Source organism: Pseudarthrobacter sp. rb, assembly GCF_056389225.1.
In genome coordinates, this window is sequence record NZ_JBWJAR010000001.1 from 331,072 (window position 1) to 345,049 (window position 13,978).

At 68.3% G+C, this 13,978-nt stretch carries 12 protein-coding genes; 4 read left to right on the forward strand and 8 right to left on the reverse strand.

Annotated elements, in window-relative coordinates:
• Positions 1-524 precede the first annotated feature (524 nt).
• Positions 525-1,850, forward strand: a complete 1,326-nt coding sequence (locus ACWRN3_RS01450; protein WP_476739676.1) for a SufS family cysteine desulfurase — start codon at positions 525-527, stop codon at positions 1,848-1,850.
• Between the two features lie 22 nt (positions 1,851-1,872).
• Positions 1,873-2,322 (forward strand): Fe-S cluster assembly sulfur transfer protein SufU, encoded by a 450-nt coding sequence (gene sufU, locus ACWRN3_RS01455; protein WP_159632488.1) that lies wholly within the window; start codon positions 1,873-1,875, stop codon positions 2,320-2,322.
• An 88-nt stretch (positions 2,323-2,410) separates the two neighbouring features.
• Here the strand turns inward: sufU and ACWRN3_RS01460 are convergent, their stop codons facing one another.
• Genes ACWRN3_RS01460 through ACWRN3_RS01470 form a run of 3 tightly spaced genes read right to left on the reverse strand, consistent with a single transcriptional unit; the run spans position 2,411 to position 4,683 of the window.
• Complete coding sequence (locus tag ACWRN3_RS01460) at positions 2,411-2,632, reverse strand: SCO4848 family membrane protein (protein ID WP_159632487.1); 222 nt, start codon at positions 2,630-2,632, stop codon at positions 2,411-2,413.
• 3 nt (positions 2,633-2,635) lie between these two features.
• Positions 2,636-3,133 (reverse strand): DUF2505 domain-containing protein, encoded by a 498-nt coding sequence (locus ACWRN3_RS01465; RefSeq protein ID WP_255174904.1) that lies wholly within the window; start codon positions 3,131-3,133, stop codon positions 2,636-2,638.
• A gap of 44 nt (positions 3,134-3,177) precedes the next feature.
• The gene (locus ACWRN3_RS01470) at positions 3,178-4,683 is read right to left on the reverse strand and encodes an SDR family oxidoreductase (RefSeq protein WP_476739677.1); all 1,506 of its coding nucleotides are present in this window, start codon (positions 4,681-4,683) and stop codon (positions 3,178-3,180) included.
• A gap of 236 nt (positions 4,684-4,919) precedes the next feature.
• Between ACWRN3_RS01470 and mfd the strand changes: the two genes are divergently transcribed.
• Positions 4,920-8,606, forward strand: coding sequence for a transcription-repair coupling factor (mfd, locus tag ACWRN3_RS01475; protein WP_476739678.1), 3,687 nt, complete (start codon positions 4,920-4,922; stop codon positions 8,604-8,606).
• 6 nt (positions 8,607-8,612) lie between these two features.
• A complete protein-coding gene (locus tag ACWRN3_RS01480; protein WP_324644595.1) occupies positions 8,613-9,425 on the forward strand; it encodes a metal-dependent hydrolase in 813 nt (270 codons plus the stop codon).
• 80 nt (positions 9,426-9,505) lie between these two features.
• Here ACWRN3_RS01480 and ACWRN3_RS01485 read toward each other — a convergent pair whose 3' ends face one another.
• From ACWRN3_RS01485 to cobA, 5 genes are all read right to left on the reverse strand, one after another.
• Positions 9,506-9,769, reverse strand: a complete 264-nt coding sequence (locus ACWRN3_RS01485) for a hypothetical protein (protein ID WP_255174908.1) — start codon at positions 9,767-9,769, stop codon at positions 9,506-9,508.
• Positions 9,770-9,821: 52 nt separating this feature from the next.
• Complete coding sequence (gene deoC / locus ACWRN3_RS01490; RefSeq protein WP_476739679.1) at positions 9,822-10,541, reverse strand: deoxyribose-phosphate aldolase; 720 nt, start codon at positions 10,539-10,541, stop codon at positions 9,822-9,824.
• Between the two features lie 147 nt (positions 10,542-10,688).
• Positions 10,689-11,558, reverse strand: coding sequence for an FAD-dependent oxidoreductase (locus tag ACWRN3_RS01495; protein WP_476739680.1), 870 nt, complete (start codon positions 11,556-11,558; stop codon positions 10,689-10,691).
• A 224-nt stretch (positions 11,559-11,782) separates the two neighbouring features.
• Complete coding sequence (locus ACWRN3_RS01500; protein WP_324644597.1) at positions 11,783-12,931, reverse strand: uroporphyrinogen-III synthase; 1,149 nt, start codon at positions 12,929-12,931, stop codon at positions 11,783-11,785.
• A gap of 14 nt (positions 12,932-12,945) precedes the next feature.
• The gene (gene cobA, locus ACWRN3_RS01505; protein ID WP_255174912.1) at positions 12,946-13,977 is read right to left on the reverse strand and encodes a uroporphyrinogen-III C-methyltransferase; all 1,032 of its coding nucleotides are present in this window, start codon (positions 13,975-13,977) and stop codon (positions 12,946-12,948) included.
• Between the last annotated feature and the right edge of the window lies 1 nt (position 13,978).

Consider the following 13,978-nt stretch of genomic DNA (forward strand, 5'->3'; position numbering starts at 1 on the left):
GCCGCGCCCCCGCTGTTTTCCGCACATTTGTCCGTTCCCAGGGCCTGCGGGCCCTCGTGCAGGTACACGGTGCCCACGGGACGCCGGTACCCGCTGCCCACGGGACGCCGGTACCCGCTGCCCGCGGGAGGTAGGTCCCCGCTGCCCACGGGACGCCGGCCGCGTAGGAGCACCGCGCCCCGGTAGTTCTCCCCCGGGGATTCGAGTACTTCCTACTCGTGTACGGGAGGCCGCCACGGGCTTTACTTAAGGAGGCAAAGCAAAGCGGCCGGCTGGAAGCCGCGGAGCAGGCCGAACAGGACATTGAGGCCCTCTCAACTTCCGGTCCCCTCGGGGCCCGGGCATAGACGGGGCCGGCGACGTCAGAGTCTTCTGAGACCGAGACTCTCCCCCCAGCCGTCGCCGGCCCTCTGCTCCCTCGGCTGAAGCCCGGGGCAGCGGTGGCGGCTGCCCCTCCCGGGCGGCCGCCACAGCCGTGTGTGGGACAATTGGGTGTCAGACATTGGCAGCCCAAGGAGTTCGTTTTGGCCGTAGTATCAACGCCAGCCACACTGGAACATGCCGTCCCTGTCATGGACAACGCCGAGGTGCTGCGCATCCGCAATGACTTCCCGGTCCTCAACCAGCTGGTCAACGGGCAGCCGCTGGTCTACCTCGACTCCGGGGCCACGTCGCAGAATCCCTCGAGCGTCATCGAGGCGGAGCAGGAGTTCTACGAGCAGCGCAACGCTGCCGTGCACCGCGGGGCCCACCATCTTGCCGTGGAGGCCACGGAAGTCTTCGAAGATGCCAGGCAGACCATTGCCGACTTCATCGGTGCGGACTATGCCGAAACCATCTGGACGTCCAACGCCACAGAAGGACTGAACCTCCTGTCCTATGCGCTGTCCAATGCCGGGCTGTGGGCTGCCCAGGGGCGTGGCGACCAAGCCCTCAGGGGACTGGCCCTGAAGCCCGGCGACGAAATCGTGGTGACGGAAATGGAGCACCACGCCAACCTGATTCCGTGGCAGGAGCTGGCATTCCGTACGGGGGCCACACTCCGCTACATCCCCATCGGGGATGATGGCAGCCTCCGCATGGAGCAGGCGGAAAGCATCATCGGCCCGCGCACCAAAGTCCTGGCCTTCACCCACGCCTCCAACGTCCTGGGAATCATCAACCCCGTGCAGGAGCTGACGGCCCTTGGACATGCCGCGGGCGCCCTGGTCGTCCTGGATGCCTGCCAATCCGCGCCGCACCTGCCCTTGGATGTCAAGGAGCTGGACGTGGATTTCGCGGTTTTCTCCGGCCACAAGATGCTTGCCCCCACCGGGATCGGAGTGCTGTACGGGCGCCAGGAGCTCCTGGATATCCTGCCGCCGTTCCTGACGGGCGGATCGATGATCACCACTGTCACCATGGAACGGGCCGAGTACCTTCCGGCGCCCCAGCGTTTCGAAGCCGGGACGCAGCGCATCTCCCAGGCGGTGGCCCTGGCCGCCGCCGCCAACTACCTGACCGAGACGGGGCTGGACCGCATCCACCGGTGGGAGGCAGAGCTGGGCCAGCGCATGGTGGCGGGACTGGAGGGCATTCCCGGCATCAGGGTCCTGGGTCCGGCCGCCGGCCGGGAACGGATCGGCCTTGCCGCGTTCGACGTCGAAGGTGTCCACGCCCACGACGTCGGGCAGTTCCTGGACTCACGGGGAATTGCCGTCCGCGTGGGGCACCACTGCGCCCAGCCGCTGCACCGAAGGCTTGGCCTGACCGCCACCACCCGGGCCAGCGCCTACCTCTACAACACCACTGACGACGTGGACCGCTTCCTCGAAGCCGTCGCGGGCGTCCGGGCCTACTTCCGCGCCTAGCGGAGAAGACGAAAGGTACACCATGAGCCTTGACCAGCTGTACCAGCAGATCATCCTGGATCATTCCAAGGCCCGCCACGGCAGCGGGCTCGCCGCCACGGAAGCGCCTGAAGGCACGTCCACGGGGCAGTCGCACCAGCTCAACCCGGTGTGCGGAGACGAAGTGACCCTCCGGCTTGCCGTCCAGGAGGGAAAGGTGGCCCAGATTGCCTGGGACGGGGCCGGGTGCTCCATCTCCATGGCCTCCGCGTCGGTCCTCACCGATCTCGCCGAAGGCATGACGGTGGCCGAACTGCATGAAGTCATCGACAGCTTCCGGGAGGTGCTGCGCTCCCGGGGCAAGGTCCACGCCGATCCTGAACTGCTGGGGGATGCCGCTGCGTTCGAGGGAGTTGCCCGCTACGCCGCCCGGGTCAAGTGCGCCATGATTTCCTGGGTGGCGGCCGAGGACGCGCTCAACCAGGCAGCCTGAGCCGGACAGCAAACAGCCCGGGCCTTCCTCCAGCAGGAGGAAGGCCCGGGCTGTTTCGTGCGGAAAACGCCTGCCTTGGCCGGGAAGCTTAGCCGAGCAGGCCGAGGACGCCGATCACGGCGGTGGCCAGTCCGAGCACCATGGAGATGCTCACCAGCACTACATGCACGGTCAGGAACCTGGTTGCCTTGCCGGCGGCATCACGGGCCCGCGGATCCTTCATCACCCGGCGCAGGAACTGCGGCCAGACCACCAGGGACCAGACGCCGGCGATGATCAGGACCAGCGCGGCGAAGACGGGAAGCTGCATGGGCTAGTGGCTTTCCAGCCAGGCCTGCGCCTGGGCAGCCTGCAGGTTCAGTGCCTTGGCCACCATGGGCTCAGCGGCGTCGGCGATCTTTCCGCCCAGGAACGGGACGGAGGACTTCACGGCGCCTTCCAGCTCAACGCGCGTTCCGCCGCCGTCAGCCACCAGCCGCTGCACGGCCGTGACATCCACCGGGGCGCCGGCGATCTTCAGCGAGATGTTGCTCTGGCGGGAGCCGTCTGCCGAGGGTGCTTCCCAGTTCTCCACCTGGGTCACCTTGAGGTTCTCACCCACGAATTTCCGGGCGATTTCCGGCAGCCGCGTGGTGGGGAGGGTGCGTACGGACGTGGTGTTGAAGGCCCCTGCAGTGTCGCCGTCCACGCTGAAGGATTCCAGGGTGCCGCCCACCAGCTGGCTGACGTGGCGCTGGAAATCTTCGTTCACCAGCACAGCGGCAACGCTGTCAACGGAGTGCGGAAGGGTGGTGGTTGCGCTCAGCGCCATGGGTCCTCCTGGGACGTCGGGAAAGGATTTACGCCTCCAACATCCTACGGGGTCAGCTGGGCGCGGTCCGCATCGGCCAGTTTCTGCGCGGCCGTGGTGATGTTCCGTGCCATGGCGGGGAAGATCAGGCTGTGGAAGGGAAGGACGGCGAGCCAGTAGAGCCGTCCGCTCAGGCCCTTGGGAAAGAAAATGGCGCGCTGCCGGTAGCGGCTGCCACCGCCGTCGGGCTCCACGGACAGCTCCAGCCATGCCCGCCCCGGCGCACGCATCTCCGCCCGCAGCCGCAGCAGGCTGCCGTGTTCGATCTTCTCCACCCGCCACCAGTCCACAACTTCCCCCGTCACCAGCGTGTGCGGGTGCCGGCGGCCGCGGAGCAGGCCTGCGCCGCCGGTGAGTTTGTCCAGCCAGCCACGGACCTGCCAGGCCAGGGGCAGCGAGTACCAGCCGTTGCGTCCGCCGATGCCTTCAATAATGGTCCAGACATGGGCGGGATCCACGTCGCCGTGGAACGTCCGCTCGTCGATGTACACCTTGTGCCCGGCCCAGTCGGGGTCGCTGGGCAACGGGTCGGAGTCGGCGCCCGCATTGGCCCACGTGGTTTCCACCTGGCCGTCCCGCTCCTTGCCCAGTGCCAGGGCCACCGCTGTCCGGTAAGGGGTGAGGCCGCCGTCGGGCTGGGGAATGTACTCGTCGACGTCGTGCTCGTTGGACACCGCGTCATGCTGCAGGGACTGGACCAGGGGTACGGCCATGGAGAGCGGTATGGGGGTGGTGAGGGCCACCCACATGCCGGCGAGCTTGGGTGCCGGCACCGGCAGCGCCAGCACCACGCGGTAGGGCAGTCCCGCCTCCGCGGCATACTCCTTCATCATCCCCGCGTAGGTCAGCACCTGCCGGCAGCCGATGTCGAAGGTCCGGTTGATGGCGCCCTCCAGGGACGCGGCGGACACCAGGTAGTACAGGACATCGCGCACAGCGATGGCCTCGATCCTGTTGCGCACCCAGCTTGGCGCCGGCATCAGCGGCAGCGTCTCGGAGAGGTGCCGGATCATTTCGAAGGACGCGGAGCCGGAACCGATCACCACGCCCGCCTGGAAGACGACGGCGTCCACCGGGCTGTCCAGGAACACCTTGCCCACCGCCTCCCGGGACCGCATGTGGGTGGACAGCTCGACGTCTTGGGGATGCAGACCGCCCAGGTACACGATCCGCTGCACTCCCGCGGCGGCGGCAGCGTCCGCGGCGGTCCTGGCCATGGCCTTTTCCTTCGCTTCGAACCCGGCGCCTGCCGCCATGGAATGGACCAGGTAGTAGAAGACGTCGACGCCGGACAGGGCGTCGCGGAGGGCGTCGCCGTCATCGAGGCTGCTTTGCACGACGTCCACTTTGTCCCGCCACGGGACACCGGCGATCTTCTCGGGAGAGCGGACCAGCACTTTCACGGTGTGGCCTGCCTCGATCAGCCTGGGCACCAGCCGGCCGCCGATGTAGCCGGTGGCACCGGTAACGAGGACGGTCTTCGGTGTTGGCTGGGCACTCATTGCGGTCATGCTGGCTCCTGTTCGTCCCAAGCAATTCGCAGCGGCGGCCCATGAGGACGGCTGCCCCGGCGAAAAGGCTGCGGAAATGGATCGGCTTTGCCAGCCTAGATCCATTCCCCCGGAGATAGGTGCCGTGCTGCCATGTCGTTCCTGCGCGGTAGGCTGGGAGTACCCGGGATTCGCAGAGAATTTCGGGTTTTCGCGTTGCCTGCTTGTTTTCGATGAACACCACAGGAGCTTCTGCCATGAGTCTTCCCGGCCAGTCCGCCGCCGGCACATCCAGCACGGGCAAGTCCGCCGCGCTCCCGACGCTGGACGGACTCCGCCGCGCCCTTGAACCGGACCAGACATTCACCCGGGTCGGTGCCGAGGCCGCCCGTGGCTTTGCCGTCCGCGGCCAGGATTACCAGATCAGTGCCCCCGCGGGCCTGCGCCCCGTGCTGCTGGCGGAGATGGCGGACGGCCTCGCCGCGGCCGCAGCAGAACAGTCCGCGGAGCCGGGCGTCGTGCTTGCCGTCACCGCCACCGGCCGTGAGGCGGAGGACCTGTCCGCAGCCCTGCGCGCCTACCTGCCCGCCGATTCGGTTGCAGAGTTCCCCAGCTGGGAGACCCTCCCGCACGAGCGGCTTTCGCCCCGTTCGGACACCGTGGGCCGCCGGCTGTCCGTGCTGCGCCGGCTGGCACATCCGGAAAGTTCGACGACGGCCCGGCTGCGCGTCGTCGTCGCGCCCGTCCGCGCCGTGGTCCAGCCCGTGGTGGCCGGCCTTGGCGACCTGGTGCCCGTCACCCTCAAGGTTGGCCAGGACGTTCCGTTCAGCAGCGTGGTGAAGAGCCTCGCTGACGCCGCCTACGCCAGGGTGGACATGGTGACGCACCGCGGCGAGTTCGCTGTCCGCGGCGGCATCATCGACGTCTTCCCGCCCACGGAGGACCATCCCATCCGCGTTGAGTTTTTCGGGGACGAGGTGGACCAGATGCGCTGGTTCGCGGTGGCCGACCAGCGCTCGCTGTCCGCCCCGGGCATCCACCACCCCACCGAACTTCACGCCCCGCCATGCCGGGAAATCCTGATCACCCCCTCCGTGATGTCCCGCGCGGCCACGCTGAAATCCCAGCTTCCGGCCGCCGCCGACATGCTGGAGAAGATCGCCGGCGGCATCGCGGTTGAAGGCATGGAGTCGCTGGCGCCTGTCCTGGTGGATGCGATGGTTCCGTTCGTGGACCAGCTGCCGGCCGATTCCATCGCCGTGGTGATCGAACCGGAGAAGGTGCGCACCCGCGCCCACGACCTCGCTGCCACCAACGAGGAGTTCCTTGAGGCGGCGTGGTCCACCGCGTCCGACGGCGGCTCGGCACCTTTGGACCTCAGCTCACAGGCGTCGGCCGCGCTGCATTCGGCGAGCTTCCGGTCGCTGGCCGAAACCCGCGGCTCAGCGCTGGCGCACGGCGTGTCCTGGTGGTCCATCACCTCGCTGGCCCAGGATGCGGAGCTGCTGCCGGAGATCGACGTGCTGAACCTGCACGCCCGGGAACCCCGTGGCTACCAGGGCGACGTTGCCGAGATGATGGACTTCATCGGCTCGCACGTCCGCGACCAGTGGCGGATCGTGGTGGCCACCGAGGGCCCGGGGCCTGCGCAGCGCCTGGCGGAACTCTTCCACGAGAACGACATCCCCTGCGCCCGGGTGGACAGCCTGGACCACGAGCCCCAGGCGGGCATCATCGAGGTAACCACTGCCGCCGTCGGCCGTGGGTTTGTCCTGGACGGGCTCAAGATCGGCCTGCTCACCGAGGCCGACCTGCTGGGCCGAACCTCTGCCGGGTCCACCAAGGACATGCGGCGGATGCCCTCCAAGCGGCGCAACGCCGTCGACCCCCTGCAGCTGGTGGCGGGGGACCATGTGGTCCACGAACAGCACGGCATCGGCCGGTTCGTGGAACTTATCCAGCGCAAGGTGGCCGGCGGCGGCGACGGTGTGCGGGAATACCTGGTGCTGGAATACGCACCCGCCAAGCGCGGCGCCCCCGGCGACCGCCTGTTTGTCCCCACAGACCAGCTGGACCAGGTGACCCGGTATGTCGGTGGCGATGCTCCGGTGCTGAGCAAGATGGGCGGCGCGGACTGGGCCAGCACCAAGTCCAAGGCCCGCAAGGCAGTCAAGGAGATCGCCGGTGAACTGATCCGGCTGTACTCGGCCCGCATGGCCTCCCGCGGCCACGCCTTCGGCCCCGACACCCCCTGGCAGCGCGAGCTCGAGGAAGCCTTCCCCTACGTGGAGACGCCGGACCAGTTGACCACCATCAACGAGGTCAAGGCGGACATGGAGCGGGAAATCCCCATGGACCGGCTGGTGTCCGGCGACGTGGGCTACGGCAAGACCGAAATTGCGGTGCGCGCTGCGTTCAAGGCCGTGCAGGACGGCAAGCAGGTGGCGGTGCTGGTGCCCACCACCCTGCTGGCCCAGCAGCACTACGAGACCTTCACTGAGCGGTTCTCCGGTTTTCCCCTGCGCGTCAAGCCGCTGTCCCGGTTCCAGTCCGCCAAGGAGTCCAAGGAAACCGCCGAGGGCGTCAAGAGCGGCGCCGTGGACGTGGTGATCGGCACCCACCGGCTGCTGTCCAAGGACTTCGAGTTCAAGGACCTCGGCCTGGTGATCGTGGATGAGGAACAGCGGTTCGGCGTTGAGCACAAGGAAGCGCTGAAGAAGATGCGCACCAACGTGGACGTCCTGGCCATGAGTGCCACCCCGATTCCCCGCACCCTGGAGATGTCCCTCACCGGCATCCGGGAAACCTCCACACTGGCAACCCCGCCGGAGGAGCGGCACCCGGTGCTGACCTACGTTGGCCCGTACACGGACAAGCAGACCTCCGCCGCCATCCGCCGCGAGCTGATGCGCGAAGGGCAGGTGTTCCTGGTCCACAACCGGGTGTCCACCATCGAACGGACCGCGGCGAAGATCCGCGAACTGGTCCCGGAAGCCCGGGTTGAGGTGGCGCACGGCAAGATGTCCGAAAGCCGCCTGGAACAGATCATCGTGGACTTCTGGGAACGGCGCTTCGATGTCCTGGTGTGCACCACCATCATCGAGACCGGCCTGGACATCTCCAACGCCAACACGCTGATCGTGGACGGGGCGGACAAGTACGGTCTGTCGCAGCTGCACCAGCTCCGCGGCCGTGTGGGCCGTGGCCGCGAACGTGCCTACGCGTACTTCCTGTACCCTTCCGAGAAACCCCTGGGTGAGGTGGCGCTGGAACGGCTCAAAGCCGTTGCCGCCCACAACGAGCTCGGTGCCGGGATGCAGCTGGCCATGAAGGACCTGGAGATCCGCGGTGCCGGCAACCTGCTGGGCGGGGAACAGTCCGGCCACATCCAGGGGGTGGGTTTCGACCTGTACATCCGCCTGGTGGGCGAGGCCGTGGCGGACTTCCGTGGCGAAGCCGAAGAGAAGGCCGCGGAGATGAAGATCGAGCTGCCGGTCAACGCGCACCTGCCGCACGACTACGTTCCCGGCGAAAGGCTTCGCCTGGAGGCCTACAGGAAGCTCGCCGCAGCCCTCACCAACGAGGCCATCGACGAGGTCCAGGCCGAGCTGGTGGACCGCTACGGCGAGCTGCCGCTGCCTGCCCGGAACCTGGTGGAAGTGGCACGGTTCCGTGTCGCCGCCCGCGAGGCCGGCCTCTCCGACGTGGCGCTGCAGGGCAACTTCATCAAGTTCTCCCCGGCCTCGCTCCCGGAGTCCAAGACCATGCGGCTGAACCGGATGTACCCGGGATCGCAGTCCAAGCCGGCCATGGACGCCATCCTCATTCCCAAGCCCAAGACGGCACGGATCGGCGGCCGGGACCTCCAGGACGCCGAGATCCTGGAATGGGCCAACGGCGTCATCCGGAATATCTTCTCCGACGCCCCGCTGGCGGTGAGTTAGCACTTGATGGGAGGACACCACGCCGCGTCGGGAGCCGCGGCGTGGGTAGCTGTTGCGTCCACCGGCCCGTACACCCTGGGCTGGTACCCGCTGGATCCCACCGGCATCCTGATCGGCGGCATGGCCACCGCGGGCACCGCACTGGTATGCGACTGGGACCACCGGTCCAGCACGGTGGCCCATTCGCTGCCGCCGCTGTCCAACGTGATTGCGCGCGGCATTGAGAATGCCAGCGGCGGGCACCGGCAGGGCACGCACTCCATCCTCGGGGCGGCGTTCTTCGTCTTCCTGGCCGGCCTGGCATCGCAGATCCACATGGACACAGGATGGGGGCGCCTGTCCGTCGGCGCCGGGCTGTTGTGCATGTTCCTGATCAACATCGCGGCGAAGGCACTGAAACTCTTTCCCAAGAGCGGCTTCATCTCCAACTGGATCTTCGCGCTGGTCATGGCCGGCCTGGTCACGGCCTACGCGCCGGAACAGTGGACCTGGCTGCCCACGTCGATGCTGATCGGGGTGGTGGTGCACATCGTCGGAGACCTCATCACCACCGGGGGAGTGCCGCTGCTGTGGCCGCTCGTGGTCCGGCCGCCGAAAATGCTCCGCCGGCTGCCCTTGCTGCGGAACATCTGGCGTGCCAACGGCGCCCTGTCCGTGCCGCTGCTGGGCCGGGCCGGTTCCAAGCGGGAATGGCTGGTGCTGATCCCGGTGAGCGCCTACGCCATGGTGGGGATGACCATGGCCGGCTGGGCCATTGCCCAGCACCACTGGGGCCGCGTGGCGGCAGCCGCAGGCGCCTGGATCAGGCTCTGGTTCTAGCCGGCGGCACCATTATCACCAGACGAAGAAGGGACCCCGGACAATGTCCGGGGTCCCTTCTTGTGCTGCTGATCAGGTCTTTAGTGCTCGCCGGCCGAGTCCGAACGGCCAAAGATGGTCTGCGGAAGCCAGAATGCCAGGGCGAAGAGGCCCAGGCAGACGGCCATGGGCCACGGGTTGCCCAGGGTGAGGAAGGACAGTGAGTAGATGGCGCCCAGGAACAGGGCGAAGCAGATCACGAACAGGACCACGCTGGTGGCGAGGTTGTTTTCGTTCTGCGGGGTCCGGACCGATTCCTGGCTGGACGCCGAGTCCCTGCTGGACGCGTTGATCTGGCTGGACATGTGTTCCTCCTCGGCCCCGCGGGGCTTGATCTGTGGCGGCTTCCGGCCAGGGTCAGTAAGCGGCTGAACCCTGTTCACCCTTGACGATGGCAATTCCGGAGCTGGCACCAATTCGTGTTGCACCTGCTGCAATCATAGCCTGCGCATCGGCAAGGGACCGTACGCCCCCGGAGGCCTTGACCCCCACCTCCGGGCCGACGGTCCTGCGCATCAGGGCCACGTCCTTGACGGTGGCGCCCCCGCCGTTGAACCCCGTGGAGGTCTTCACGAAGTCGGCTCCGGCCTCCACGGCAGCCTGGCACGCCAGCACCTTCTGCTCATCCGTCAGGAGGGCTGTTTCGATGATGACTTTCAGGATGGCACCGCCGGCGTGCACGGTCTCAGCCACGGCGGCGATGTCCTCCGTCAGGGCGCCCTTGTCACCGGCCCTGGCGGCAGCAATGTTGATCACCATGTCCACCTCTTCGGCGCCGTCCAGGACTGCGCCGCGGGCTTCGAACGATTTCACGTCCGTGGGAGTGGCCCCCAGGGGGAAGCCCACCACGGAGCAGGTGAGGACGCCCGAGCCCCTGAGGGCGGTGGTGACGGTCTTGACCCAGATGGGATTGACGCAGACCGACTTGAACCGGTACTCGGCCGCCTCGGCGCAGACCTTCAGTACGTCAGCTTCCGAGGCCTCGGGCTTGAGCAGCGTGTGGTCAATGTAGGAGGCGATGTCCGCGCGGCCGGCCGGGTGGGCGGTGCCTGCGTGAACGGTGGCTTCGTTGCTCATGATGGTCCTCTCGGAGTGCCTTGTGGGCCCGGCGTTGACTCGGTTTCGGGAACCATCTTGTCACAGCGGGCCGCACCGCAGCATGCCCCACCCGGAGCGCCGGGAGCGCCAGGAGAGCCCGGCGCCCCCGCAGCGGGGCACGGCCGCTCAGGCCGCCTGCAGGGCCGGCGCTTCCGCTGCCGCCGTCAGCAGCTGGGTGGCGCAGGCGCCTGCCGCCGAAGCCGCTGCCACCAGCAGCCCCAGCCGCACGCCGTCGAACGCTGCCGCGTCCCCGATCGCCCAGATCCCCGGAACAGACGTGCGGTAGTCCCGGCTGATCACGATGCCACCCCCGGCTGCGGTCTGCAGGCCTGCGCTGGCGGCCAGCCCGTCGCGGGAGACCCGTTCCTCGGCCAGGACAACAAGGTCACCGGTCATGCTGCTGCCATCCTCGAAGACCACGGCGGACGCGGGCGCCCGGGAGGTGGATGCACCGGACACGACAGCAGGGATGACGGCGGCAGGGCGGGCGGTGGTGCGGATGGGCCGGACACCCTTGGCCCGCAGAACCGCTTCGGCCTGTCCCGCCGCGGCTCCGGTGCCCACCAGGATCCCCACCGGGCGCCGCCCCAGCTCCCGTGCCACCTTCTGTACGGAGTTCGCGATGCGCGGTGCGTCGTCGATGGTGGCATAGCTCAGGCATTGCGCGGCCCCGTCCACCGGGTTCGCCACGGGGGCGGAGCCGGTGGCGATGACGAGGTGGTCGTAGGCGAACTCCATGCCGTCAGCCGTGGCCACGGTGCGGTTGACCGCGTCGATGTGGCTGGCAGGCTGGCCAAAGCGTACGGAAACCTGGGGCAGCAGGGCCAGCTCCAGCAGCTCGGCGGGAGTGTCATCGCGGTTGCTCAGCACGGTGATGGTGCCGCTGAACCGGGCGCGGTCCAGCTGCGCCACCAGGGCCTGGGCAGCGGGGCCGGCACCGGCAATGACAATGCGGGTTGCGGTGGAGGTGGACGGTGAGGGTGCCGGAGCGGACATGTGCTGGCCCTTTCGCTGGCGGCCGGTAAGCGGCCGGAACTTCGTGATGGAACACAGCGTAGGCGCGCGTCTTTTCCGGGGTGTTTCCCTTCAGTTGCTGTTTAGCGGACTCGTGTTCGCCAGTATTTACCCGCCGGTAACAGAACCCGTGACGCACCTCTCATTCGTCCGTCCGCCGACACAAAAGCCGCCGCGCCGGGCGCTGGGCGCCCGGCCGCAGCCACCTAGACGCGGATCCGGTACCCGCGCTTGACCACGGTTTCGATCAGCTTGCCGTCCGGCAGCGAGGACCGCAGGCGGCTCACGGTCATGTCCAGCGCGTGGACGGAGCCGCGCAGTTCCAGCAGGTCGGACAGCGATTCGCGGGACAGGACCGCGCCGCCGGCGCCCAGCAGGGCGCGCAGGAGCAGCAGGGGAGCCGGCGCCAGTTCCACCTGCCGGCCGTCGATGCGCAGGCTGCGGCCACGTAGCTCGAGGCTCCCGGAGCGGGTCTCCAGCCGTCGGACGTGGTTCAGTGCCAGGTGCTCGCATACCAGCCGGATGAGTGCGCCCATGCGGAACCGCTCGGGGATGAGCGGCGTGATCCCGGCGTCCAGGAGGGGCTGCGCCGTGACAGGACCCACCACGGCCGTGGTGACGTTCAGTTTCAGGCTCTCCACCAGCTGCTTGTAGAGCCCCATCTCATGGGCCGTGCTCCACATGGCGTCCACGGCGGGGGCGCTGGTGAAGGTCAGGACGTCCAGGTTGCCTGTGCAGGCGGCGTCGATCAGCCGCGGAAGCCTGTCCTCGCCGTCGGGCTTGACCCAGCGGTAGGGCGTGACTGTGAGGACCGTGGCACCGGACATCCGCAGGCGCTCGATCTGGCGGACGTCGGTGTAGCCGTGCAGCTGCATGGCGACAGTCTTGCCCCGGACGCCCTCGGTGAGCAGCATGTCCACCAGGGTGGAGGTGGTTTCGTCGCTGCTGATGCCGACGTCGGCAAGGCCGGCCGCGCGCACCGCACCGCGGGCTTTCGGTCCCCGGACGAACATGCGGCAGCTGCCCAGCGTCTCCAGCAGCTCGTCGCCGATCCCGAAGGAATCCGCTGCCTCGCACCAGCGGCGCATGCCATAGGCGGTGGTGGCAATGCAGAGGTCGGGTTTGGCCGCGATGATGGCCCGGGTGTCCTCGATGAGGCGCATGTCCTCCTGGACGGGGGCGATCTTCAGTGCGGGGGCGTGCAGCACTTCAGCGCCGCGCCGTTCCAGGGCCTCGATCAGGTCGCGGGACCGCCGGTCCGAGGTGACGCCGATGCGGAATCCCTCCAGCGGCGACTCCGCGGCGTCGGTGGATTCTTCAGCCTGCGGTGATTCGGCCGGTGCAAGTGCAGTCATGGGGGTCAATCCTTTCATGATCCCAGCAGCGAGGCCGCCAGCCTGTCCAGGTCGGCGGCGGCACCGGCGTGCTGCTGGTTGGCTTCAGCCACCCGCACCACCTCACCGATGACCAGCACGGCCGGGTTGCTGCAGCCGGCCGCGGCAGAGGTGATGGTACCCAGATCGGCGATGGTGGTGCGCTGGCCCGGCCGGTATCCGCGTTCCACCACTGCCATGGGCATGTCCGGGCGCATCCCGGCGCGGCGAAGGCCGGCGGCGAGCTGGTGGAGGGTGCCGATGCCCATGAGCACCACGATGGTGCCGCCCAGGCCGGCCAGGTGGTGGTGCTCCTTTTCGGTGAGTGGTGCATGCCCGGAGACGACGGTGAACATGTGGCTGACTTCCCGGTGGGTGACGGGGATGCCTGCAGCGGCGGGCACCGAGATGGCGCTGGTCACGCCGGACACCACCTGGACCTGGACGCCGGCGGCCACGCAGGCGGCTACTTCCTCGCCTCCGCGGCCGAACACGTAGGGGTCCCCGCCCTTGAGGCGGACCACATTGTTCCCGGCCAGTGCGCTTTCCACCATCAGCTTTTCGATATCCGACTGGCTGACCTTGTGGTGCCCCGGCTTCTTTCCCACATCCACCAGTTCCGCGGACGTCAGCAGCGGCAGTTCCTGGTACGGAGCGAGGCGGTCGTAAAACACCACGTCCGCATCGCGCAGCGCCTTGACGGCGGCCACGGTGAGCAGGTCGCTGGTGCCCGGGCCGCCCCCTACCAGGGTGACGTGCCCGGCGGCACCGGCGGCAGGTTCGGCAGCGACGGGGATGCCTGCGTCCCGGCAGCGGTCCAGGAGGCCGGCCCAGCCGGGCTGCCCGTCCTCGACGGCGGCAACCAGGAACAGTCCTTTGGGCAGCGGGGCGCCCTGGGCGTTGTACGGGCTGGTGAGGCGGTGGACGACGGCGCCCGCGGCTTTGTACCGCCGCACCGCCTGCCGCGCGGCAGCAGGGGTGCCGGTCACCAGGACGTCCCGGCCGGTGAGGTCGATACTGAGCTGCATG

Bases quoted from the DNA above. Each gene is read 5' to 3' on its own strand.
- cobA (WP_255174912.1), bottom strand. From the start codon at position 13,977: ATGCAGCTCAGTATCGACCTCACCGGCCGGGACGTCCTGGTGACCGGC.
- ACWRN3_RS01480 (WP_324644595.1), top strand. From the start codon at position 8,613: ATGGGAGGACACCACGCCGCGTCGGGAGCCGCGGCGTGGGTAGCTGTT.
- ACWRN3_RS01465 (WP_255174904.1), bottom strand. From the start codon at position 3,133: ATGGCGCTGAGCGCAACCACCACCCTTCCGCACTCCGTTGACAGCGTT.
- ACWRN3_RS01485 (WP_255174908.1), bottom strand. From the start codon at position 9,769: ATGTCCAGCCAGATCAACGCGTCCAGCAGGGACTCGGCGTCCAGCCAG.
- sufU (WP_159632488.1), top strand. From the start codon at position 1,873: ATGAGCCTTGACCAGCTGTACCAGCAGATCATCCTGGATCATTCCAAG.
- ACWRN3_RS01460 (WP_159632487.1), bottom strand. From the start codon at position 2,632: ATGCAGCTTCCCGTCTTCGCCGCGCTGGTCCTGATCATCGCCGGCGTC.
- ACWRN3_RS01470 (WP_476739677.1), bottom strand. From the start codon at position 4,683: ATGACCGCAATGAGTGCCCAGCCAACACCGAAGACCGTCCTCGTTACC.
- deoC (WP_476739679.1), bottom strand. From the start codon at position 10,541: ATGAGCAACGAAGCCACCGTTCACGCAGGCACCGCCCACCCGGCCGGC.
- ACWRN3_RS01500 (WP_324644597.1), bottom strand. From the start codon at position 12,931: ATGACTGCACTTGCACCGGCCGAATCACCGCAGGCTGAAGAATCCACC.
- mfd (WP_476739678.1), top strand. From the start codon at position 4,920: ATGAGTCTTCCCGGCCAGTCCGCCGCCGGCACATCCAGCACGGGCAAG.
- ACWRN3_RS01495 (WP_476739680.1), bottom strand. From the start codon at position 11,558: ATGTCCGCTCCGGCACCCTCACCGTCCACCTCCACCGCAACCCGCATT.